Annotated in this window: 20 protein-coding genes, 1 riboswitch and 1 other annotated feature; of the genes, 3 read left to right on the top strand and 17 right to left on the bottom strand. The window is 46.2% G+C overall.

The genetic code is table 11. The features are described 5' to 3' along the window. Window positions 1–135 precede the first annotated feature (135 nt). Window positions 136–1,407 (top strand): NAD(P)/FAD-dependent oxidoreductase, encoded by a 1,272-nt coding sequence (locus B4F99_RS10735; RefSeq protein WP_035406136.1) that lies wholly within the window; start codon window positions 136–138, stop codon window positions 1,405–1,407. Window positions 1,408–1,465: 58 nt separating this feature from the next. Here the strand turns inward: B4F99_RS10735 and B4F99_RS10730 are convergent, their stop codons facing one another. The 5 genes from B4F99_RS10730 to B4F99_RS10710 form a co-directional block, all read right to left on the bottom strand. Beyond that, entirely contained in the window at window positions 1,466–2,443 is a 978-nt protein-coding gene (locus B4F99_RS10730; RefSeq protein ID WP_290757737.1) for a hypothetical protein, read from the bottom strand. Between the two features lie 131 nt (window positions 2,444–2,574). After that, window positions 2,575–4,980, bottom strand: coding sequence for a leucine--tRNA ligase (leuS, locus tag B4F99_RS10725; RefSeq protein ID WP_290757734.1), 2,406 nt, complete (start codon window positions 4,978–4,980; stop codon window positions 2,575–2,577). 46 nt (window positions 4,981–5,026) lie between these two features. Next, window positions 5,027–5,249, bottom strand: a binding site (T-box leader). A 38-nt stretch (window positions 5,250–5,287) separates the two neighbouring features. Then, complete coding sequence (locus tag B4F99_RS10720) at window positions 5,288–5,932, bottom strand: HAD family hydrolase (RefSeq protein ID WP_290757731.1); 645 nt, start codon at window positions 5,930–5,932, stop codon at window positions 5,288–5,290. 91 nt (window positions 5,933–6,023) lie between these two features. Beyond that, window positions 6,024–7,058 (bottom strand): peptidoglycan bridge formation glycyltransferase FemA/FemB family protein, encoded by a 1,035-nt coding sequence (locus B4F99_RS10715; RefSeq protein ID WP_290757727.1) that lies wholly within the window; start codon window positions 7,056–7,058, stop codon window positions 6,024–6,026. A gap of 183 nt (window positions 7,059–7,241) precedes the next feature. Further along, window positions 7,242–8,420, bottom strand: a complete 1,179-nt coding sequence (locus B4F99_RS10710) for an MDR family MFS transporter (protein WP_214852721.1) — start codon at window positions 8,418–8,420, stop codon at window positions 7,242–7,244. A gap of 156 nt (window positions 8,421–8,576) precedes the next feature. Here B4F99_RS10710 and B4F99_RS10705 point away from each other — a divergent pair, with 156 nt between their 5' ends. Continuing rightward, a complete protein-coding gene (locus B4F99_RS10705; protein ID WP_255344364.1) occupies window positions 8,577–9,173 on the top strand; it encodes a class I SAM-dependent methyltransferase in 597 nt (198 codons plus the stop codon). Window positions 9,174–9,223: 50 nt separating this feature from the next. Here B4F99_RS10705 and B4F99_RS10700 read toward each other — a convergent pair whose 3' ends face one another. The 3 genes from B4F99_RS10700 to metK form a co-directional block, all read right to left on the bottom strand. After that, entirely contained in the window at window positions 9,224–9,928 is a 705-nt protein-coding gene (locus tag B4F99_RS10700; protein WP_035406117.1) for a serine aminopeptidase domain-containing protein, read from the bottom strand. 78 nt (window positions 9,929–10,006) lie between these two features. Further along, window positions 10,007–10,495: a GNAT family N-acetyltransferase gene (locus B4F99_RS10695; protein ID WP_290757722.1), complete on the bottom strand. Its 489-nt coding sequence runs from the start codon at window positions 10,493–10,495 to the stop codon at window positions 10,007–10,009. Window positions 10,496–10,632: 137 nt separating this feature from the next. Beyond that, complete coding sequence (gene metK, locus B4F99_RS10690; RefSeq protein WP_023469108.1) at window positions 10,633–11,841, bottom strand: methionine adenosyltransferase; 1,209 nt, start codon at window positions 11,839–11,841, stop codon at window positions 10,633–10,635. A 128-nt stretch (window positions 11,842–11,969) separates the two neighbouring features. Further along, a riboswitch (SAM riboswitch) is annotated at window positions 11,970–12,096 on the bottom strand. 234 nt (window positions 12,097–12,330) lie between these two features. Between metK and pckA the strand changes: the two genes are divergently transcribed. Next, the gene (gene pckA / locus B4F99_RS10685; protein ID WP_214852712.1) at window positions 12,331–13,899 is read left to right on the top strand and encodes a phosphoenolpyruvate carboxykinase (ATP); all 1,569 of its coding nucleotides are present in this window, start codon (window positions 12,331–12,333) and stop codon (window positions 13,897–13,899) included. Window positions 13,900–13,925: 26 nt separating this feature from the next. Here the strand turns inward: pckA and B4F99_RS10680 are convergent, their stop codons facing one another. The 9 genes from B4F99_RS10680 to B4F99_RS10640 form a co-directional block, all read right to left on the bottom strand. Next, the gene (locus tag B4F99_RS10680) at window positions 13,926–15,179 is read right to left on the bottom strand and encodes an EAL and HDOD domain-containing protein (protein ID WP_214852709.1); all 1,254 of its coding nucleotides are present in this window, start codon (window positions 15,177–15,179) and stop codon (window positions 13,926–13,928) included. Window positions 15,180–15,345: 166 nt separating this feature from the next. After that, window positions 15,346–16,110: an alpha/beta hydrolase family protein gene (locus B4F99_RS10675; RefSeq protein ID WP_214852706.1), complete on the bottom strand. Its 765-nt coding sequence runs from the start codon at window positions 16,108–16,110 to the stop codon at window positions 15,346–15,348. Beyond that, window positions 16,082–16,555, bottom strand: a complete 474-nt coding sequence (ytkD, locus tag B4F99_RS10670; RefSeq protein WP_035406108.1) for an RNA deprotection pyrophosphohydrolase — start codon at window positions 16,553–16,555, stop codon at window positions 16,082–16,084. Before ytkD ends, B4F99_RS10675 begins: the two co-directional genes overlap by 29 nt. A gap of 172 nt (window positions 16,556–16,727) precedes the next feature. Continuing rightward, window positions 16,728–18,077 (bottom strand): glucose-6-phosphate isomerase, encoded by a 1,350-nt coding sequence (locus tag B4F99_RS10665; RefSeq protein WP_035406105.1) that lies wholly within the window; start codon window positions 18,075–18,077, stop codon window positions 16,728–16,730. Window positions 18,078–18,190: 113 nt separating this feature from the next. Then, window positions 18,191–19,357 (bottom strand): iron-containing alcohol dehydrogenase, encoded by a 1,167-nt coding sequence (locus B4F99_RS10660; protein ID WP_035406102.1) that lies wholly within the window; start codon window positions 19,355–19,357, stop codon window positions 18,191–18,193. 135 nt (window positions 19,358–19,492) lie between these two features. Next, complete coding sequence (yugI, locus tag B4F99_RS10655) at window positions 19,493–19,885, bottom strand: S1 domain-containing post-transcriptional regulator GSP13 (RefSeq protein WP_012371159.1); 393 nt, start codon at window positions 19,883–19,885, stop codon at window positions 19,493–19,495. 922 nt (window positions 19,886–20,807) lie between these two features. Continuing rightward, window positions 20,808–21,851: a ribonucleotide-diphosphate reductase subunit beta gene (locus B4F99_RS10650; RefSeq protein ID WP_290757713.1), complete on the bottom strand. Its 1,044-nt coding sequence runs from the start codon at window positions 21,849–21,851 to the stop codon at window positions 20,808–20,810. Continuing rightward, window positions 21,820–22,308, bottom strand: coding sequence for a flavodoxin domain-containing protein (locus tag B4F99_RS10645; protein WP_035406096.1), 489 nt, complete (start codon window positions 22,306–22,308; stop codon window positions 21,820–21,822). Before B4F99_RS10645 ends, B4F99_RS10650 begins: the two co-directional genes overlap by 32 nt. Before the next feature lie 18 nt (window positions 22,309–22,326). Then, window positions 22,327–24,594 (bottom strand): ribonucleoside-diphosphate reductase subunit alpha, encoded by a 2,268-nt coding sequence (locus tag B4F99_RS10640; RefSeq protein WP_290757710.1) that lies wholly within the window; start codon window positions 24,592–24,594, stop codon window positions 22,327–22,329. Window positions 24,595–24,652: the final 58 nt, after the last annotated feature.

Here is a 24,652-nt window from a genome sequence, read left to right as displayed (position 1 = left end):
CATTATACAAGTTCTCTCGTACACAATTGCAAATCATTATACCGCTGTCTATCTTGAATTGAAAGAGACGGTTTGTTTACAGTCGCAACTTCTGCTAAAGTGAAACAAGCAGAATTCTATGAATGAGGTGACCTTATGTACGATGTAATCGTAATCGGAGGCGGACCGAGCGGTTTGATGGCGACGCTCGCCTCTTTACAAGCCGGAGCCCGGACGCTCCTGCTCGATAAAGGAAATAAATTAGGACGAAAGCTCGCAATCTCTGGCGGCGGACGGTGTAACGTCACGAACCGAAAGCCACTCGATGAGCTCGTCCAGTCGATTCCAGGAAACGGACGTTTCCTTTATAGCGCCTTTTCTCAATTTAATAATGAATCGATCATCGATTTGTTCGAAGGATTTGGTGTCGCACTCAAAGAAGAGGATAACGGTCGGATGTTCCCGGTCTCGGATAAGGCGGCAGACGTCGTTCGTGTATTGATTGATCAAATCCGTGCACATGGCGCCGAGATTCAAACAGACGCGCAAGTCGCTACGCTCGACTTTCATCCAGATGGTTCTTTTGCAGCTGTCATCTTAGAAAACGGCATGCGTCTTGAAGCAAAAAGTTGTATCGTAGCGGTCGGCGGACAATCTGTTCCGCACACGGGTTCGACGGGTGACGGCTATCCGTGGGCTGAAAAAGCGGGTCATACGATCACGGAACTTTTCCCAACGGAAGTCCCGATTTTGTTAGGTGATACGTTCATTCATGAAAAAACATTACAAGGACTGTCGTTGCGTGACGTTGCCTTAACGGTTCACGGTAAAAAGGACAAAGCAATCAAGACACATACGGGTGATCTACTGTTCACACACTTCGGTTTAAGTGGTCCGATCGCTTTACGGTGTAGCCAATATACGATCAAAGAGCGCAAACGATCGAAAGAGACGATCGTTCATCTATCGATCGACCTCTTCCCGGATGAGTCACTCGGTGCATTAACAGAACGCTTCCAGGCAGCACTTGCGGCAAATCCGAAGAAATCGGTTCGGAATGCCCTTCGTGGTTTTGTACCAGAACGATTGCTTGAACTCCTGTTCGCTCGAATCGGCTTTGGCGATGAAGTGTGTACACAAGTAAAGAAACAGGACTGGACGGACTTCCTGCAACAATTGAAACGATTCCCACTCAAAGCAACAGGAACGCTCGATTTCGATAAGGCCTTCGTCACTGGTGGCGGTGTCTCGATTAAAGAGATTGATCCCAAAACGATGATGTCGAAAAAGGCGGAGCGATTATTCTTCGCTGGCGAAATTCTTGATATCCATGGCTATACAGGTGGATACAATATCACAGCTGCGTTCGTGACGGGTCATTGTGCCGGTAGTCACGCTGCAGAGATGGCACGTGACACTGTCTCTTAATACAAAAAAGACCCGATTCGTCTCTGTATAATCAGAGAAATCGGGTCTTTTTTCTACATCAGTCAATCGGTGTGAACGATCGACTTGAGAATTTATCCGTGACGACTAAGGCGAACAATTCATTATCTTGTACAAAGATTCCTTTTGATCCATACACTTTCGGACTCGCTGTCTCCCCCGTAATCGTTTTCTCTTTCTGATCAATCGAATAAAGATAAAGTGCTTCTGAGTCTAACGTGTAGATCCGACCTTGCCGTTCTGCAAGACCAATCGGACGGAATCTGGATTCAAATGCTTTTTTCGCATCACTTCGCATTCCGCTCGCCGCTTCGATTTTCTCTCGTTTGATGATCGACAAGTACGGTGGTTTTTGCTTTTTCTTTAAGGCACGCTTCTTCTTTTCCGAAGCATCTGGATCAATCTTGATTTTGTCCTCTTTCATTGCAAAGTAAGTCAATTCAACACGACCAATCGAGCGAATTTGATTGATTGTATAGAATTCTTTTTTCTTCGCATCATATCCAAGACCATGGAAACTGTCTCGAATCGTCGTCCCTTGTACTTTTTCGCGTTTTTCTTCACTCCAGACGCCATCTTTTCGTTTAATCGTGACTAGAATTTGATTCGACGTCAATAAAGCGACTGTCTCTCCGTCAACGAGTGTCATCCCGTCAAGACCAGACAATAAGAGATTCCCTTCTTCCAACTGAAACGTCGCATTGATGCGTTCTCCAGTTCCACTGATTTCAAAGAAACGATAGTCCTCTGTTACGACGAGGTACGAACCGATGGAATCATCATATAACATCTGTTGAACATTTTTAATTAACGGTTCTTCTGGATTCGGAATGGCTGAAGGCGTTTTCGGTGGCACCTGTTTGACAGCTGCCTGATGCTTCGATTGCGTCTCGATTTTCGCGAACGTTTCCTGAATACGTGACAACGTCTCTGGCTTTGAGAAGACGAGCAGTATACAAAGGATCAACCCCGAAACGACAGCAAAAATCGTTGTATAGACTATATAAGATCGTTTCATTGATGGTACTCGCCTTTCTTTCTCGGTTTCTGATTCAGTGTAGCAGAAGGACGTTCAAAAAAAAAGCGGACTTGCGACGGAAATGAAGAAACCCCCTCCATTCGCATCAAGTGAATGAAAGGGGTTATGGCTTAGTTCGCCACGATATTGATCAATTTTTTCGGTACGACGATGACTTTCCGAACCGTCTTGTCGCCAATCCATTCTTGTGTCTTTTCATCAGCAAAGGCAAGTGCTTCGATTTCTTCTTTTGTCGCATCGATGTTGATTTCGATTTTCGAGCGAACTTTACCGTTCACTTGAATGACGAATTCCATCGTATCGCTGACAAGTTTTGATTCATCGAATGTTGGCCATGCCGCATACGTCAATGTCTCTTCAAAGCCAAGTTGTTCCCAGAGTTCCTCACCAAGGTGCGGCGCGACTGGTGTTAACAATTGAATGAATCCACGAAGGAAGTGACGCGGGAGAACCGGCTGTTTATTCGCTTCGTTGACGAAGACCATGAGTTGCGAAATCCCGGTGTTGAACTGAATGTTCGCGAAGTCTTCCGTGACCTTCTTGACGGTCTGGTGGTATATCCGTTCGAAGTCAGCATCGACTTCCGTGACGTCTTGAATGTCTGCTGTCCGTTCGAACAAGCGCCAGACACGGTCGAGGAAACGACGCGCCCCGTCAAGACCGTTCTCAGACCAGGCAACCGATGCATCGAGTGGTCCCATGAACATTTCGTATAAACGTAACGTATCAGCACCATGCGACTTGACGATTTCATCTGGGTTGATGACGTTACCGCGAGATTTTGACATTTTCTCGTTGTTCTCTCCAAGGATCATTCCTTGGTTGTATAACTTCTGGAATGGTTCTTTTGTTGGTACGACGCCTGCATCATACAAGACTTTATGCCAGAAGCGCGCATACAACAAGTGGAGAACAGCATGTTCTGCTCCACCGATGTAAATATCGACTGGAAGCCAGTATTTTAATTTTTCCGGATCCGCAATCGCTTCTTCATTGTGTGGATCGATGAAACGAAGGTAATACCAGCAGCTTCCTCCCCATTGTGGCATCGTATTCGTCTCGCGACGGCCTTTCATTCCTGTTTCAGGATCCGTGTAATCCAACCAGTCTTCAGCAAGCGCAAGTGGTGATTCGCCTGTACCAGACGGTTTGATTTCTGGAATGATTGGAAGCTCAAGTGGTAATTCCTCTTGATTGAGTGTTTTCATCGAACCATCTTCCATATGAACGACTGGAATCGGCTCGCCCCAATACCGTTGACGACTGAACAACCAGTCTCGGAGTCGATACGTGATTTTTTTACGACCGACTTGATTCGTTTCGAGTTCAGCGATCATCGTCTCGATTGCTTCTTGTTTCCCAAGTCCATCAAGCATATGCGAGTTGACGTGTTCGCCCTCTCCCGTGTAGGCTGCTTCGTCGACATTTCCACCCGCGACGACTTCAACGATCGGTAAGTCGAACTGCTTCGCGAATTCGTGGTCGCGCTCATCGTGTCCTGGGACAGCCATGATCGCACCTGTTCCGTAAGAAGCAAGGACATAATCAGCGATCCAGATTGGAAGACGATCGCCTGAGATCGGATTGACCGCAAAAGCACCCGTGAAGACACCTGTTTTTTCCTTCGCTAAATCCGTTCGCTCGAGATCTGACTTCGTTTGGACTTGCGAAATGTACGCATCGACGGCTTCCTTGTGATCCGCTGTCGTGATGTCAGCTACGAATGGATGCTCCGGTGCAAGTACTAGATACGTCGCACCGAAGATCGTGTCCGGACGTGTCGTAAAGACCGTGACTTGTTTTTTATGTCCATCAATCGTGAAATCAATCTCAGCACCCTCAGATTTCCCGATCCAGTTGCGTTGCATCTCTTTGACAGAATCCGGCCAATCGAGATCATCCAGATCTTCAAGAAGGCGATCCGCATATTCCGTGATTTTCAAGACCCATTGACGCATCGGAACACGCACAACCGGATGATTTCCGCGTTCGGATAATCCGTCGATGACCTCTTCATTCGCAAGGACGGTTCCAAGTGCCGGGCACCAGTTGACTGCGACTTCGTCTACGAAGGCAAGTCCTTTTTCATACAACTTCGTAAAGATCCACTGCGTCCATTTATAGTATTTTGGATCCGTTGTGTTGATTTCACGATCCCAGTCATACGAGAATCCAAGTTCTTTAAGCTGACGCTTGAACGTCTCGATGTTTTTCGCTGTGAATTCGCGTGGATCGTTTCCTGTATCGAGCGCGTATTGTTCTGCTGGTAATCCGAACGCATCCCATCCCATTGGGTGAAGGACATTGTATCCTTGCATCCGCTTCATCCGTGCGAGGATATCCGTTGCTGTGTAACCTTCCGGATGACCAACGTGGAGTCCAGCACCTGACGGATACGGGAACATATCAAGGGCATAGAACCCTTCTTTTTCTGGATCTTCTGTCGTGACGAAGGCGTTGTCTTGATCCCAACGCGCCTGCCATTTTGGTTCAATTTCGCGATGATTGTACGGCATGTCTTTTCCTCCTCTAATCTAAAAAAACCGGTCTTCCGCCCCTAAGAAAAGGGACGAAAGACCGGTTTGGCTTCCGCGGTACCACCCACGTTGTCTGTCTATGACAGACCGCTTGATTCACGGATAACGGTGTGAAAGACCGGATTCGCTACTACGACTTCACGAATCGTGCTCCCTGACGAGTTCACGGTTGTTACCGACTGGTTCGCACCTTCCACCAGCTCTCTTGACGGCACCTTTCCCCTACTACTTCAGTTCCATGCATTTGACTATCTTTTTCTAGTGTAATCTGTTTCTTCCTCAAGCGTCAACGCTTCCGTAAAATTTCCTCGATTTCTGCGTGTGATTGTGCGACATGATCCGCTTGCTCTAAGCGTTGCGTCGGCATCCGGTCATCAAGAAGCGCAATCACTTCCATACCTGCTGCTTTCGCGCCAATCATCCCGTTCGCAGCGTCTTCAATGACGAGACAGTTCTCGGGTGCGTGTCCAATCCGCTCTGCCGCAAGTCGAAAAATCGCGGGATCCGGTTTCGAACGGATGACTTCTTCTCCACTGACGTAGTGCGTGATCGGAAGCCCATAATGACGGATGACACGTTCGATTTTCTGAAGTGAACTCGAAGAAGCAATGCCGATATCGTAACCAAGAGTCGACGCTTGTTCGATGACTTGTGTGACGCCTTTTTTTAATCCACACTCCTCTGGCTTTGCATGAATTTGAAACAAGCGATGTTCTTCCTCAAGCAACGCACTAGCTGTTTCTTTCAGCTGATGCTGGGCGACGAGTTCTTCCCACATTTCATCTCCTGTTTTTCCCATGAACGTCGCATACTGAATCGGATCAAGCGGAATCGATAACCTTTCGAACATCTGTTGATGCACTTCAAAGTAGCGAATCTCACTATCTAAGATAACCCCGTCCATATCAAAAATCAGACCGCGTTTTTTCATGATAACTCCCCCTTTATTGATCGATCCTGACTTCAGCATATCAAAAAAAACGACTACACGATGTAGTCGTTTTCATACTCTCATTATCTATTTAACTAGTTGCCACCTGAATACCAGCTTGTCGATACGCCGGAAAATAATCTGAATCAGCATTTGATCCGTATCGTATGCAGAGCAAATCATATAGTGATGGTTGCAGGATGGATTTTCCTTGATGATACTCAAATAGTCGATATCCAGTATAACGGCATTTACTCTCAAAAAGACTATCCCGTTCTTGATACCCGCCCCCAAGATGTTGTTCGACGAGTCCCCGTGCTTTTGCCTGAAGAATTGCTTCGTACTCAAGTCGCTGATTCGGGAACATTTTCGCTTCATCCCGCTTACAGCCGATCAAATGACCGTGGGCGTATTCTTTTCCAAGCAATACGAAGTATCCCCCAACCGCTTTTCCGTCGATTTCCGCCATCAGTAATAAGGGCTCACAAAGTGGGGTCGTCTCCATCAATTGCTCAAAATACGTCGCGGTAAAATAATAATGAGCCGAGGCATTCTTCCGGTCCATCGTTTCATGATACAACGCTAAAAAAACAGGTAGATCGTCCTGTGTTCCTGTTCTGACGGTTAAGGGTGAAGCAAGCGATTTACGAATCATGCTTCTCGTCTTCTTATGAAATGTCTGCATGATATCTTCAAGTGAAGGACGCAAATCAATACTCGTCGTATGACGGATGAAGGAAACTTTTGTCCAGTCCTGCATAAACCGTTCATTACCTGTTAACGGATTAAAGCGGATCATTTCCGAGACGATCGATTCTTGCTCCGCCCACCTCTCAAAGGATAAACGAGCCTGCTGAATCTCAGACGCAGTCAGTTGACCGATGATTTCCGGTCCACCATAGCCGTACGGTGTAATGAGATCTGAATAAGGCGTATCAAAAATACGACGCTTCAAAAAGGGATAAAACAGTGTTCCTGCATGACCTTCATAAAGAAATAATACCGCTTGCTCAGACGGTCTAGCGTTGAGCGTGACGTATTGGTGACTATAGAAGATATCAAGAGGCTGTTTCTGTACGTGTGTCGTCCAAGTTGCGGCATCTGTGATGAATTGACACCTTTCCATCCGTGCACCTCCAATCAAAAAGAAGAAACGTTCATATGACCTTTCTTTTCAAGTTCTTGATTAGAAAGTACCCATTTCTTTGCCGAAATATTCCATATTATTAAATGTTTGTTTTATAATTTTCGAACGAATGATGTAACAAAAGACAGCTGATCTATCGTCCGCTGTCTCACAAGATAAAGCTCATGATGTGGTTTTAGGAATAGCACGAAGGAAGACAACTCCTGCTAACAGGATCAATCCAATTAAGGTCAAGAAAACTGCTGACATACCTGATAAATCGTAGATCAAACCTCCAACTGTCGGACTGATCATCCGCCCTGCTGAAGCAGCGATATTAACGTATCCTTGGAATTCTCCTTCTTTTCCGATTGGCGCAAGTCGCGCCGCCATTGCAGGAACCGCTGGCCAGATGAACATCTCACCGATTGTCAGAATGATCATCGCCATGAGGAACATCTTGAAGCCGCCTGCAAACGGAACAATCAGATAAGAGAGAAGGAAGATGCCTGTCCCGGTCATCAGTTGGCGTTTCAAATCATCTCCAAACCAACGAAGAATTGGTGTTAATAAAGGTTGTGCGAACACGATAAGCGCTCCATTGATTGTCCAAAGAATCGAGTACTCGGAAATCGTGACACCGAGCGATTTCGTATGGACAGCAAAGGTCCCTTGCCATTGCACATAAACGAACCAAAGTAAGGCATAACCGATCGAAACGAGCAACATCGTCCGTGCGGATCCGCGCGAAAGTGGTGTGCGTGTCGTTTCGATCTCGTCATGTGCCGCATGCATCCGCGCTGGCGCCTGAATCCAGGACAAACCGACAAACAAAATGATGGCAAAGACGATATAGAGAACGAGATTAGCGATGAAGATGTACTGAATCGAAAAAGCAGCAATTTGACCACTAACAGCTGTCCCGAGGGCTACACCGACGTTTTGCGCGACATAGATCGCATTAAAGGCGCGGCGTCCGCCTTCCGGCCAGATGACTCCCGTCATTGCGTAGATCGTTGGGAAAACCATCCCACCGACGAATCCAATCAATCCGAGCATCGCGACGTATCCAATATACGTCTGATGAAATAGCAACAAGCCGACGGAAGACAGGACAAGTCCGATGACACTGATGACAAGCGTCTTCTTTCCGCCGAGTCGGTCAAACGCTTTTCCGCCTAAGTAGTTCCCAACGATTGCTAAGGCTGAGTTGACGAATAACGCCATTCCGGCTTTCGTCATCGACTCCCCTAAATATTCATGAATATATAATGTATTGAACGGCCATAAAAAAGAGGATCCCGTCGTATTGATGGCCATCGCAAGGACGAGGATCCAGACCGCTTTTGGTAATTTTGGCATACCTTTGGTCCTCCTATTTCATTCTCAACCTTGCCACTTTACGCAATCCCTCCCCCGCCTGTCAAGCCACTTCACTTTTCGTCAATGACTCAAAAGATGGTATAATGCAGGAGGAATCATACATACGATGATCATGTATAAAGAGAAAAACAGCCCATAGGAACAGGAGTCTATGCCATGTCACTTGCCCGTGTACTACCTTATACGAAACAATTACTGGAGTCCGTCATCGAACCTGGTGACTGCGTCGTCGATATGACTGCCGGAAATGGACATGATACGCAGTTCTTAGCAGAATGCGTCGGTCCAGAAGGTAGAGTCCTTGCGTTCGACGTCCAAGCTCAAGCCATCGAGGAATCGACACGACGTCTCGACGAAGCCGGAATGTTAGAACGCGTCGATCTTTATCACGAAAGTCACATCCATGTTGGTGCGCGTCTTTCGGACGAACGACGGCCTGTTCGTGCCGGCGTCTTCAATCTCGGATACTTGCCTGGAAGTGATAAATCGATCACGACGACAGGTGAAGAGACGCTTGAAGCACTCGACGCTCTCCTCCCGGTACTTGCACCTGGTGGTCTTGTCGTCCTTGTCGTCTATCACGGTCATCTTGAAGGAAAACGGGAACGCGATGCTGTCCTAGATTACGTCACAGCCCTTGATCAGCAAGGTTATGCCGTTCTTCAGTACCGCTTCTTGAATCAACAGAATCATCCACCGTTCATCATCGCGATCGAGAAAAAAGTGCGCTGACAGTAGAAATAAAGAAGTGATGGCTTCCGCTATGGAAACCATCACTTTTTTCATTCTTCGACTAATTTAAAAAACAACAATAATTTTTCCGCAAACCGTGTATTCAACCGTTCAAAGCTGAAATGCGGGAAACCGTGTAGACGTTGTAAGTAAATCTGATCGCCACCCATTTTCCGACATACTTCGAGTGTCAGTTTGACGTCTGCGAACTGATCGTCTGGTGCATAAAAACAAGCCAAGTTCACACGAGGCAGTTTTTTTCGTTCCTCGTCATGTACGACGATCTCTTCTTCGATTTCCCGGTACTGCGCATACGTCAGTTCACCGATGCGAACGGTATCTTCCGTACTTTGACCAAACGGCAACGTACCGAGTGGCGCATCGGGACGGAAACGATCAAACGCACTCGCGAAGACTTGTTTGACACCTCCGAGTTGTTTCGACGGATGCCAATCAAACAATGGTGAAACGAATGCAAGACTTGCGACTGGTAGTTCATATTCTTGCAATAGACGATTGACGACGAGTGCGCCCATGCTACAGGCGATGATATGAATCGGTAGCTTTCGTTTTCCTGCTTCGCGTAATGCTTCTTTTAACAGTTGACCGTGCTCTTCAAACGAAATGCGACGTGGTGCGTCGACGAGTAACACTTCATACTCTCTTTCGAGTACTCGAATCAAAGCTTCACTCGGACGGGCACGCAGTTGTAACGGATAGACTAATACGATGATTCCTGTTGGTTGTTCAACCACAAACTCACCTCTTCACTTCATAATTCCTTTTCACGATACCTTATTTCAAACGCAAACGAAACCGTCCCGAGACGGATTTCACGAGGCAACATGGCGAAGACGAACGACTGATTCCGCTTGCCCAAACACTTCTTCCGTCATCTCACTAAGTTCTTCAAATCCAAATGAGGTCAGGAATTGACGCGCTTTATAGTTACGTGCTTCCACGTAGACTTCGAGTGGGACGGCTCCTTGTCGTTCGAGTTCACGAATCAGACGTCTTCCGATTCCGTTTTGCTGATATTCCGGCAGGACGTAAAGCCGAATGATCTCCCATGTTCCTTCGACATCAACAGCATGAATGAAACCGACGATTTCCTCGTCGATGATTCCGACATAAAAATACTCTCCCCGTGCTTCTTCCGCTGTCAGGATCGCACGAACGACTTCTTCTTGCGGATACGCCTCCTGCACGAAATGCGCTTTCGAACTTTCGGAATAGATTTCTTCATACGTATCCAACCAAGATGTGATAGCAATGTCATGAATACGTCCTGCATCAGCTGGAATAGCTTCGCGTATTTCCATAATCGGAACCCCCCTTTATACTCATACAAATCGACTCATGTACTTTTACCCTTTTCTAGAAAAAACATTCGTTTCCTGCAAAGTTCCGCGGAAACAAAAAAGCCCGAAAACCCAAGTAGGATTTCCGGACTTTTTGATTATGCGAAACGTTTTGCTTGTTCTTCAAGAACTGCTGCTTTATCTGTTTGCTCCCATGGAAGCTCAACATCTGTACGACCGAAGTGACCGTATGCAGCTGTTTGACGATAGATCGGACGACGGAGATCAAGCATGTTGATGATTCCAGCCGGACGAAGATCGAAGTTTTCAGCAACCAATTCGACGAGTTGTGCTTCAGGAAGTTTTCCTGTGCCGAATGTATCAACCGCGATTGATACTGGGTGTGCGACACCGATTGCGTAAGCGAGTTGAACTTCTGCTTTGTCTGCAAGACCTGCAGCAACGAGGTTCTTCGCGACGTAACGTGCTGCGTATGCAGCTGAACGGTCGACTTTTGTTGGATCTTTACCTGAGAATGCTCCACCGCCGTGGCGTGCGTATCCACCATACGTATCAACGATGATCTTACGACCAGTCAATCCAGCATCTCCTTGTGGTCCGCCAATGACGAAACGACCAGTTGGGTTGATGAAGAATTTCGTTGCTGCGTCGATGTATTCAGCCGGGATGACTGGTGTGATGACGTGTTCTTTTAAATCAGCTTGGATTTGCTCAAGCGTAACTTCTTCCGCATGTTGTGTCGAGATGACGATCGTATCGACACGAACCGGCTCGTTGTTCTCGTTGTATTCGACCGTGACTTGTGTTTTTCCGTCCGGACGAAGGTAGTCGAGTTGACCGTTTTTACGCACTTCTGCCAAACGGCGTGCGAGACGGTGCGAAAGCGAAATTGGAAGTGGCATGAGTTCTGGTGTTTCTTTCGTTGCGTAACCGAACATAAGACCTTGGTCTCCTGCACCGATTGCATCGATTTCTGCATCAGACATGCTACCTTCACGTGCTTCAAGCGCTTGGTCGACACCAAGAGCGATATCTGCTGATTGCTCATCGATCGATGTCAATACAGCACATGTATCCGCATCGAAACCGTATTTCGCGCGTGTGTAGCCGATTTCACGAATCGTTTCACGAACGACTTTTGGAATGTCGACGTAAGTGGATGTCGTGATCTCACCTGCAACGAGAACGAGACCTGTTGTAACAGAAGTTTCTGCCGCAACACGTGCGTTTGGATCCGCTGCAAGAATCGCATCGAGGATTGAATCCGAAATTTGGTCACAGATTTTATCTGGATGACCTTCAGTGACTGACTCCGACGTGAATAGTCGGCGATTAAGGTTTGTCATGTATGACCCTCCCAAAAAAGAATTTGACGGTGTACTCATTTCCCCTAGTTGAGTGGGACGGTAAAATGAAAAAAACCTTTCCAAGTCCAAAAAATGGTCAGGGAAAGGTTGTGCGTTCTTCCTTTACCCTCTTATCGTTCGAAGTGTTTACTTCGCTTCAGGAGAGCACCTTTTCCCTCATTAATATATGAATTAATGTAGGACGGTTGCCGGGTTTCTTCGGGCCTTGTTCCCTCCACCTGCTCAGAATAAGAGTATCCGTTACGAATTACATGATATAAAGTTGTACCTACTCTGTCAAGCAAGGTTTCAAATTCTAGTCGAAACTTTTTAAAAGAGATGTTAAACTATTAATGCTGAAAGCGTTTCCAGATAAATAGAAATCAGCACCAGAAAATGATTGCGCTCTCTTTAGTATGTCATATATAATAAATGTGTCATACTAAATTCAGTGAGCCAAAACCAACGTAGGGGAAAGGTGGGGTCAGGATGCCGATGACGGTCCTGAATATCGAAGAACTACTCAAGAAAGAGCATGTGTTCAAACAACTATCTGTTGCTGAACTTGTCGAACATGCGATTCGAAACGAAGAAGGTGTCCTTACTGAGAACGGCGCACTATCTGTAGAAACGGGGAAATTTACAGGTCGTTCACCAAAAGATAAGTTCATCGTCCGTGATTCTTCCTGCGAGTCTCACATTGATTGGGGTCATGTTAACCAACCGATGGATGGAGACAAATTTGAACAATTGTTACAAAAGGTTCTTCGTTACATGAACGAAGCCGATCAGCTCTACTACACAGAAGCTGCTGCTGGGGCAGATACGCACTTCACCCTTCCGGTTCGTGTGCTCACACAATACGCTTGGCATAACCTGTTTGCCAAACAACTCTTTTTACGCGAGTATCCTGAAGTGGCTGCCTTCGAACCGTTCACGGTCGTCTACGCGCCACATTTCAAAGCAGATCCTACCGTTGACGGAACGAATTCCGAGACATTCATCGCCATGTCGTTTGAACACCGGATCGTCTTGATCGGCGGAACCGAATATGCGGGCGAAATCAAAAAATCGATTTTTTCCGTCATGAACTACCTCTTACCACAAGAAAATGTCCTTTCGATGCACTGTTCAGCAAACGTCGGACACGAAGGCGACGTCGCCTTGTTCTTCGGTCTATCCGGTACTGGTAAGACCACCCTGTCAGCAGACGATAGCCGTCAATTGATCGGTGACGATGAGCATGGTTGGTCGCATGACGGCGTCTTCAACATTGAAGGTGGATGTTATGCGAAGACGGTCAATCTGTCACGCGAAAAAGAACCGCAAATTTTTGATGCGATCCGTTTCGGAACTGTCCTTGAAAACGTCGTGCTCGATGAATCTCGTCATCCTGATTACGATGACACATCGTTGACTGAAAATACACGTGCTGCTTATCCGATCACAGCGATCGATAACATCGCTGTCCCATCACGGGCTGGTCATCCGAAGACGATTGTCTTCTTGACGGCTGATGCGTATGGCGTCTTGCCTCCGATCAGTAAGTTGACGAAAGAACAAGCGATGTATCATTTCCTATCAGGTTATACATCAAAACTTGCTGGAACAGAGCGTGGTATCACGGAACCGGAAGCAACGTTCTCGACATGCTTCGGTTCACCATTTCTTCCACTGATACCTGAAAAGTATGCGACGATGCTCGGAGAACTGATTGATCGTCACGGTGTGACCGTTTATCTCGTCAACACAGGCTGGACAGGCGGTGCTTACGGGACAGGTAGTCGAATGAAGCTATCGTATACACGGACGATGGTCAACGCTGCCGTCAACGGAACACTTGCAACGATTCCAACAGAAGAGCACCCAATCTTCGGACTTCATATGCCACTTGAAGTTCCTGGTGTTCCAAGTGAATTACTCAATCCGGTACGCGTCTGGTCAAATCCTGACGAATACAACACACAAGCGCGTTCGCTTGCTGAGAAATTCCAACATAATTTCCTTCGTTTCGAAAGTGCGACGGATGCGATCAAGTCAGCAGGTCCATGTCTATAAAAAAAAGAGCCTCAGGGCTCTTTTTTTTATAGAATGGCATCTGTCTCTTCTTGAAGATGCATCTCTTTTTGCATAAGCCACTCCTGACTTTCCGTCAGTAACGCATATGCTCGCGGAAGTGATACACCTAACCGTTGACTGAGCAATTCGAACTGTTCGAAATCACCGCGATCTGCGCTGATCGCAAGCACTAGACAATCCCGGAACGGATGGTCTTTTCCTTGGAGGACAATCTTCAAGGATTCCTCGATTGGCAATTGATCGATGATGTCGTCAATATCAACGGACAATAACGCATCGATATGCGATAACAAGCCGATCATATAGGCACTCTCTTGTTGCAGCGTCCTTGTTTCTGTTGCAAACAACTCACAGAGCTTTGCGCAATGTAAGGAAGATCGCAGCAACTCATTCGACCATTCATAAGGACTTGCGAGCTTCATTTCACGTAAGACAATCAACGAAATCCAGCTTTTAAGTTGAGCAAAGCCAAGTAGTGAGATCGCTTGACGAACGGAACTAACCGTATTGCGTAATCCCACTCCCGGAGAATTGATCAGTTGTAATACCTGGATGCTGATATACGGATTGGCTTCGATCTCGTCAATGACTTCATCGTACTTCTCATCCGTATCAAGCCATTTCAGCATCTTTAACAACACCGGCAATTGTGGTGGGACAGCTTTCCCCTTCATCAGCATCGGTTTAGCATAAAAATAGCCTTGGAACCAGTCATACCCCATCTCAAGACAACGTGTATGATCCTCGTGCGTCTCGACACGTTCAGCAAGCATCTTAATATGAGGATAATTACGTCGAACGATATGCAAAATGGCACTTTGCTCGCGAGGGGAAATTGCCTCGATGTCGATTTTAATTAAATCGATCAATGCAAACAATTCCGCTCCGTACTGTCGAAGTAAATCTGTCACAAAATCATCAAGTGCTAATGTGAAGCCTGCTTCTTTCCAAGTATGCAGAACAGACAACATTTCAGTATCAATATCAACTGTCTCTAAAATTTCAATGACGAATCGGTTAGGATCTAAATAATGAATCAGATCACTTTTCAACAAATCTGACGTAAAGTTGACGAAAAGTTTTTTTCCTTCCGCGACATGTTCCACCCCCATATGGACGAGTGTATTCGTCAATACATCCATCGTCGCTAAATCTCCATCAAAAATAGTCATTTGCTTAATCGAACGATACAATAATTCAAATGCGTCAATTGATCCAACTCGATTAACGATGGGTTGACGTGCTAATAAGATATCCATCGTTCTCCTGCCCCCTCCATTGTCCTCAGATGGTTTCTATTATATCAAAGTTTACTTTTTAGGAGATTATTGTTTTTTACAATGTATCAATGGTCTGTTTTTTCAATCTCTATGCTTCATCTTCCAAAATACAAAAAGCAATACGACAAACATCGTATTGCTTAAATCATGTATCATATCGGTTCCAAATGCCTGTCTCGAACCAAGTCAAAATATCACGCGTCACACGTAATTTTTCATGGATCGGGAATTGATGTGCATACGCATAAGTCTGAAGCAGGGTTTGGTCGGGATGACGTGCAGCATAAGCCGTCGCATGTCGTAACTGAACGTTCTCATCATACGCACCGTGAATCAATAATACTTCACCTTGAGGAGCAACATGAAGCGGCGAGCGCACCTTATACGCCTCAGGTACGGTGTCTGGTGTCCCCCCCGTATAGCGACGCAACATCTTTTGCATCGTCTTCTGCTCCTCGTAGGTCCATGTCAACTCGGTCACGCCTGCCCACGACACCGTCCGCGAAACTGGACGATGATGAGCCAGAAGTAATGCCATTTGCCCCCCACGAGAAAATCCGAATGCATGAACATGCGAGACACGTTGTTGCAACCAATCGAAAGCACTGCATGCGTCTTCGACATCCCGATATCCGAAATCTTCTTTTCCTGTTCCGCCTAAGTTTCCCCGATAGAAAGGTGCCATGACGAAAAAACCAGCCTGCGCGAACGCGAGCAGCCGTGTCGGTCGAACCATTCCGATAGATCGTGTGCCACCTCGCAAGTAGAGAATCCCCTGTCCGTTCGCGACTTGCGGAAGTACGATATAGGCACCGACGCGCTCCCCGTCTGCCGTCGTATAGAACATCCGAAACGTCCGAAACGGACCTTGCCGCGGAAGTTCAAACCAATCGGCGTTCGCTAAGTACACGGAGTGTCTCCGGAAGGACGCGGTCCTTCATCATGAAACTGTATTGTCGGTTCGTATCGAGACGATCAGGGAGTTCCTCGAACAGAAAAGCACCATCTGTTTCATCTACAGCCAAATGGGATGACAGCGATTCGATTTGTGCGAAGTAGATATTTTTGATGATCGTATCCCCTTTTCCGGCAACACGATATTGCCCGATATACTTCAAGGAATCGATTTTCCCGCCTGTCTCTTCCATCACTTCACGACGTGCGGCTTCTTCTGCCGTTTCACCCGGTTCAACCTTCCCACCAGGAAATTCATATCCGCGTTGCTTATGATGGGTCAGCAACCATTTCCCTTCGTACACGGCAATGACCCACACATGTAGAGGACGATCCGAGAACGGATGGTCCTCAAAACTTAACTCCACTTGATTTTGATAATAATCCAAGAATGTAATCACGTACGTGCACCTCATTTCTTCTTCTAACTTCACTTTACCTGTTTCACGGGTATTCTAAAAGTGAAAACGCTAGGATTGCCTATAAATCTGGAAAATGATTACTCGTCCTCATCTCGTGAACGTAAAAAAACAGCCGATGTTCCACTAAGGAACAATCGACTGTCGTTTTGTATTATTTCAAACGTGCTTCGAGTTCTGCTTTTTCTGCTTCGAATCCTGGTTTCCCAAGAAGAGCGAACATGTTTTTCTTGTACGCTTCGACGCCTGGCTGATCGAATGGGTTTACTCCAAGGAGGTAACCACTCATCGCACATGCTTTTTCGAAGAAGTAGAACAGGAATCCGAGGTGATACGGTGTCATCTCTGGAAGTTCGACTGTCAGGTTCGGAACTTGTCCGTCCGTGTGTGCAAGCAATGTGCCTTCTGCTGCCTTATCGTTGACGAACTGAATCGACTGTCCTGCGAGGAAGTTCAATCCATCAAGGTCCTGAGCGTCTTCTTCAATCGTCAACGCGTGACGCGCTTGTCCGACTTTAATGACTGTCTCAAACAGATCACGACGACCTTCTTGGACATATTGTCCCATTGAATGAAGATCAGTCGAGAAATCAACTGCTGCTGGGAAAATACCTTTGAAGTCTTTTCCTTCAGATTCGCCGTACAATTGCTTCCACCACTCTGATACGTAATGAAGTGCTGGTTCGTAGTTGACGAGTAGCTCGATCGTTTTCCCTTTCGCATACAATGCATTTCGGACGACTGCGTATTGGTACGCTTCGTTGTCAGCTAGGTTTTCGCTCGCGTAGCGCTCTTGTGCGTCACGTGCCCCTTGCATTAACTCTTCGATCGAAATTCCTGCTGCTGCGATCGGTAATAGACCAACTGGCGTTAACACAGAGAAACGTCCGCCGACATCATCTGGAATAACGAATGTTTCGTATCCTTCAGAATCTGCGAGTGTTTTTAATGCACCGCGGGCTTTGTCCGTTGTTGCGTAAATCCGGTGTTTCGCTTCTGCTTTACCGTACTTTTCTTCCATGAATGCTTTCAAGAGACGGAACGAGATTGCCGGTTCTGTCGTCGTACCTGATTTTGAGATAATGTTGACCGATACATCTTTTCCTTCAAGTACTTCAAATAAATCATGCAGATACGTTGATGAGATATTATGCCCTGCATAGATGATTTGTGGTGCTTTACGCTCGTCTTTTGATAACAAGTTATGGAATGAGTGTCCAAGCATCTCGATTGCCGCACGTGCACCGAGATACGAACCGCCGATTCCGACGACTAGCAACACATCAGAATCCGACTTGATTTTTTCTGCAGACGCTTGGATACGTGCAAACTCCGCTTGATCGTAGTTCGTCGGAAGATCTACCCATCCTAAGAAATCACTTCCTGCACCTGTTCCTGCATGAATCGCATGGTGGAGCGTCTTTACGGTCTCCGTCATGTGTTCTACTTCATGTTGACCTACGAATTGTAGGGCTTTCGAATAATCAAAACGTACTGTTGACATGCCATCGTCCTCCTTATTCATTCGCAACGAAATGCGACCTTCCTTTTCATTAAAACGCAAGAAGGAAGGTCGTTCAAGTCTTTTGTGAAAAGATTAGCAAATGTTACGAGTTGTTATAGGGCAGCTGTCACGATTTGACGAACATCCTCGTTTCCAAGTGATTTGAAGTTTCCGAAGTCACCACGAGTCATTGCTGACTTGACGATTGAATCGACTGTATCTTCTTTGATGTCGTAATCCGCAAGGCGGTTTGGTGCGCCGAGTGATGTCCAGAAAGCACTAATCGCGTCGATTGTCGCATGTGCTGCTTCCATCTCTGATTTACCTTCCGTGTCGACGTTAAAGACGTTCTCACCGAGTGTGACGAAACGATGTGCGTTTGATTCATCGAGTACGTGGCGCATCCAGTTCGGGAAGAGAATGGCGAGTCCACCTGCATGTGGGATGTCATGAACAGCCGAGACAGCATGTTCGATGTTGTGTGATGCCCAGTCGCCGCGTGCTCCCATTTGAAGAACACCGTTGAGCGCCATCGTACCAGCGAAGAGAATCGTTCCACGAAGTTCCACGTTTTCGAGATCGTTAACGAGTTTTGGTGCTGCTTCGACGACTGCTTTCATGACACCTTCTGTCATGCGTTCTTGAACCGGTGCATGTGCAGGATGGAAGTATTGTTCGAGACAGTGACTCATCATATCGACGATACCGTAGATCGTTTGATCTTTCGGTACGCTGACTGTGTATTTTGGATCAAGGATTGAGAATGTTGGGTACGTAAGCGGACTACCCCAACCATATTTCTCTTGTGTTTTCCAGTTCGTGATGACCGATCCTGAGTTCATCTCAGAACCTGTCGCTGCAAGCGTCAAGACTGTTCCGAATGGAATGACTGTTTTTGGTGTCGCTTTACCGATGACGAGATCCCATGCTTCGCCTTCATACGGGATACCTGCTGCGATCAATTTCGTGCAGTCGATGACAGAACCGCCACCAAGTGCAAGTAGTGCGTCAACGCCTGCTTCACGTGCAATTTTAATTCCGCGTTCTGCAGTTTCGATGCGCGGGTTCGGTTCGACACCGTCGCATTCGACGTACTCGATTCCTGCCGCATTGAGTTCACGTGTGACATCATCATAGACGCCGTTACGTTTAATACTTCCGCCGCCAAACACAAGCATGACTTTCTTCGCACCAAGTGATTCGAGTTGTGGTTTCAGTTGGCTGACTTGACCGTCACCAAAAATAAGTCTTGTTGGATTGCGATATTCAAAGTTTTCCATCTGTGTTGCCTCCTCATTAAGTAATGAACACCTTACATTATCCACACATTCCCCTTTCGCATCTAATTTAATGCTTATTGCATGTAACAATCGCAAAAAAAAGAGAACCGACCGATGTCGATTCTCTCATGTGGCTTATTTTTGGAAGTTTGATTTTTCAATCCATTCTTCCAATTTACCTTTAAGAACGTTGAATCCAGGTGCTTCTTCTTGTTTGAAAGCAGGACCTGCATCGCGACGTCCAGCGTTTTTGCGTGGACCTTTCGCGCGTGCTTCACGTTTTGGAGCTTCCTGAGTTGCTTTGATCGAAAGCTTCATTTTTTTGTTAGCTTCGTCGATGTCGAGAACTTTAACAGTTACTTCATCGCCAACTTTTACGTAATCGTTGATGTCTTTTACGTAATCGTGTGAGATTTCTGAAATGTGGACGAGACCTTGTGTTTGCTCGTCAAGTGCTACGAAAGCACCGAAGTTTTGAATACCAGTTACTTTACCAGTAACGACTTGGTCTTTTTCAAAGTTTGCCATAATGTATACACTCCCTAACTAAATTCATCAACTTATAATAACACACTTTTCTTGTATCGTAAAAAATATTTTTGGAATTTGTTTATTTTTTATTTCACAAGGGAACATTTTAGTAGCAAGACTTCAAGTATTCCCCCTGATTCTGCCGAACTTTCCGAGTTCGGCCCTTTTTTTGTTCTTTTACTCAATTGACCTAAGTGACAAAGAAAAGTAATGCTTGAAACGAGAAAGACGAATAACAGATAAGACTATCAAAAAAAACGGACAGTCTCGGTCTGCTCGCTTTCCGCGGACAAGCCCTCATGCCGCTTCAGATGCGTCGCATCTTCCAGGGTCATGATGACTTGTTTTTCCGCAGGAGTCGAGCAGAACCTCACCTGTCCTAGGTTATATGAATTCTCTTTGTGAAGCAATCACAATTTAAGACGGTTGATTAATTACTCAAAAATCAAATCGTAATTGACAATGACCGTTCACAAACGAACCTGAACGAAAGTGTTCTTCAATCCATTTATCGCGACGAAAATGTCCACGTACCAAATGAGCCGCTCGTTGATGCGAAGTAAGGATACACATTTGTAGTTACCTCCTTCCCTTTTAGCAGGGAAGAATGACTCGCAACATCAATCAAATAAAGTTTTACCCGAATACGCATATGTAGTATCGTATAAATTAAGTATTTAAACACTACCTCTATTCATGTTGTATTGGCGTACAGCATGAGTGCAACGCGCAGTTGAAGGTCATTCTTCACTGCCGTACTAAGCAGTTGCGATTTCGCAGCTGCTTTTTTTGTACACTTTTTCGGACCACCTCCTCTGATATCTGAATTTTCGATTATTTCAACCATTAAAAAAAGGACTAACTGAATAGTGTAAACAAAACTTTATCAGTTAGTCCCTTCCACATGTTTTCATTTCACTTACAAATCGTCGAATCCATTCGCATCCGTTACTTTCGCATATGAACGTGATTTTTGTTCGAAGAAGTCCGATTTCGTCGCGTTCATCGAATCATCTGAATATGCCCGAATCCATGGCATGACGTCTTCGTCGTGTCCTTCGTAGAGGTCCGACAAACCGATGACGCGAAGGCGTTTATTCGCAAGATATTTGACATAGTCACGCATTTCACTGACGTCCAGACCGTCTAGATCACGCAAGACATATTCGCTCCATTCTATTTCAAGATCCACGGCACGCTTAAACGTGTCGTAGACGAATTGTGTGAATGAGCCATCTGCATCAATTTCAGGATGCTCCGACAAGACAGCACGTAATAACTGGCTGATGAAGTACGAGTGTTGCAATTCATCACGTTGAATATAGCTGATCATCGTCGATGTTCCGACCATCTTCTGATGGCGTGCTAGGTTATAGAAGAAAGCAAAGCCAGAATAGAAGTTGATCCCTTCAAGAACGATTGAAGCAATGAGTGATTTCGCGAAGTTCTCTGGAGTCCGGTTATTTTGGAAATCTTCGTATAAATCAAGAATGAATGCATTACGCTTCATGACCATGTCATCGTCTTTTGCGATATCGAAAATCCGGTTTTGTTCAGCCAATGGAACTAAGCTGGATAAGACGTAGCTATACGATTGATTATGAACGACTTCCTGTTGCGCGATGATGGCGAGAATCGCATGAACGGATGAGTCTGATGTGAACATCGCTGATTCCAAAATATAACGTGTCTGAACCGAGTCAAGGATCGAGAGTAGCCCAATGATTCGTTTGAATGCATCTTGTTCCCGTTCACTCAATTGATTCCATTGTTGCATGTCTTTTGACATTGAAATCTCATCTGGAATCCAGAAGTTCGATAACAGTTGTTTGTAGATCGAGTAAAACTGTGGATAGGCAATATCATTCCAATTGACGATGGCACTTGTTTCGCCACCGATGATCGCTGTCGCGCGGTTTGGATGACGTGCATCAAGCAGTTTGATTTTTTGTAGCTGTTCCATGTGCTTCGACTCCCTCTTGCTGTAATTGAAGAATGGTCCGTCTTGTCCATTCCTTGACGAGATGCGGGCGATTGCGTGGCGACTGTTCGATTTTCAACAGTTCTCCGGCAAGCGGGATCCCGAATTTCGAGAGGTGATACGCCATCTCATCGACGGCGCGACAATATTTCACGAACATCTTATCCCCTGTTCCAAAAACAGCTGCCTGCGGAATCGCATGCGTGCTCTCCTTCAAAACCGTTCTAAGACAGTCGCGCATATCGTCGGGTAATTGCCCATCTCCCCACGTATACGAACCAAAATAGACGATATCATAAGGCATTAACTGATACGTCGTCACTTCGTCCGCAAACAACATCGTCGGCTCGATTCCCATCTCAGAACACGTCTTCGCGACGAGTTCTGCCACCTCCTCCGTGTTTCCACTCAATGACGCGTATACGATTGCTGCCTTCATGATATCGTCCTCCTTATCTTATGATGAACACGATTCACATTCGTCGATCTCAACCGTCGTCGAACGCGTGTAGTAGATCGTCTTCATCCCAAGTTGCCATGCTTCCATGTGCATCTCGAGTAATTCTTTTGCTTTGACGTTATTTTTCACGTACAGATTGAAGCTGATCGCCTGGTCGATGTGACGCTGGCGCGAAGCATTTTGACGAATGCTCCATAACTGGTCAATCTCAAACGCTGATTTATAGAACCAGTTCGTTTCCGGTGTTAAATCCGGAACGGTAACTGGGATCTTATAATTTTTCTTCTCTTCTGAGTAGACTTTTTTATAGATTGGATCAATCGATGCCGTACTTCCCGCAATGATCGCCGTCGATGAGTTCGGTGCGACTGCCATCAAGTAAGCGTTACGCATCCCGTGCTCCGTGATGTCGGCTTGGAGACGATCCCAATCGAGTTCATCCGTCGTTTTGTAGTGGCGACGTTTGATGTACTCTCCTGTTTGCCATTCTGAACCTTCAAAGAGACGGTACGCGCCTTTCTCTTTCGCAAGTTGCATCGACGCATCGATCGTCAAGTAAGCGATTTTCTCGTAGAGACGGTCTGCGTATTGCACCGCTTCGACCGATTCCCAACGGATACCTTCAAGCGCGAGCAGATGGTGCCAACCGAATGTTCCAAGACCAACGGCACGGTATTTTTGATTCGTCAATTGCGCTTGCGGGACATCGATCGTATTCAGATCGATGACGTTATCAAGCATCCGCATTTGAATTGGAATCAATCGTTCTAAGACGTCAGAGCGAACCGCACGTGCAAGCGCGATCGATGACAAGTTACAGACGACGAAGTCCCCTGGTGTCTTCGTGACGATGATCTTACCATCTTCCGTGTACTCTTCTGTCACGGTCGTCGGGCTCATGTTTTGCATGATTTCCGAGCACAGGTTTGATGAGTAGATCATCCCAGCATGTTTATTCGGATTCGCACGGTTAACGGCGTCACGGAAGAACATGTATGGCGTCCCTGTCTCAAGTTGTGAACGCATATAACGTTTGACGAGATCGATTGCCGGAACTGTTTTTTTGCTGAGACGCGGTTCATTGACACATGCTTCGTATCTTTCCGTGAAGCTACCGCCTTGTTCTGTCTCATCGAAATAATCTTCAAGGCTGAAGCCCATAATCGTCCGAATTTCGTGTGGGTCAAACAGGTGCCAGTCTTCTCGTGCTTCTACAGCACGCATGAAGCGGTCTGGTAAGTTAACGCCCGTGAACAAGTCATGTGTCCGAAGTCGCTCGTCCCCATTGTTGAGCTTCGCATCTAAGAACTCGAGAATGTCTTTATGCCAGATGTCAAGATACACGGCGATTGATCCTTGGCGCATACCGAGCTGATCGACGCTGACTGCCGTGTTGTTCAATTGTTTCATCCATGGGATGACACCACTTGAAACACCTTTAAAGCCTTTGATGTCTGATCCACGTGAGCGAATTTTCCCCATGTAGACACCGATTCCGCCGCCACCCTTAGAAAGTGTCGCTACATCCGTGTTCGAGTCATAGATGCCGCGTAGCGAATCATCGACTGTATCGATGAAGCATGATGAGAGTTGACCATATGATTTACCGGCGTTCGAAAGCGTCGGTGTCGCGACCGTCATGTAGAGGTTCGACAATGCCCAGTATGCTTCTTTGACGAGCTCTAAACGACGTTCCTTCGGTTCGTTCTGCATCAGCGTCATCGCGATGACCATGAATCGTTCTTGCGGTAGCTCGTACAATTTTTTAACGTGATCACGTGCAAGATACCGGTCTGCTAGTGTCCGAAGGCCAATGTATGTGAACAGGTGGTCGCGGGAAGGATCAATCGTTGCCGACAGTTCGTTGATGTCTTCTTTCGAATACGCATCCAGTAAATGTTTCGTGAAGATGCCGATTTCTGTCAGCTTTTCAATCAATGTATACAGCGAACCATATCGTTCTTCCGCTGCATATCCGCGGTTTTCACCCGCTTCTAGATATAACCGATTTAAGTAAGTCGCTGTCGCTACGAATGTCCAGTTCGGCTCTTCTGCCTTTAACATATCGAGTGCGTGCATCGTTAACAGTTCATAGACTTGATCAGCTTGTAGGGATTTTCCTTCAAGCGCTCGGATGGCACGTTCTGTATAGCGGTCGATATCAAGTTCCGGATACGTTTCCGTCGCTTGTCGAATCACGACATATACGTCTTCTATTGTCATTGCACCCTTAAAGATGCGTGCTGTATTCAGTGGAGATGCCACTATGAACCACTCCCATTCTCTATCGTTAAACAGGTTCGCATTACACTATGAAATACGC

The sequence above is a fragment of the Exiguobacterium sp. UBA3491 genome, assembly GCF_002377745.1.
Lineage (GTDB): Bacteria > Bacillota > Bacilli > Exiguobacteriales > Exiguobacteriaceae > Exiguobacterium_A.
This window is presented reverse-complemented; position numbering and strand designations above follow the sequence as displayed.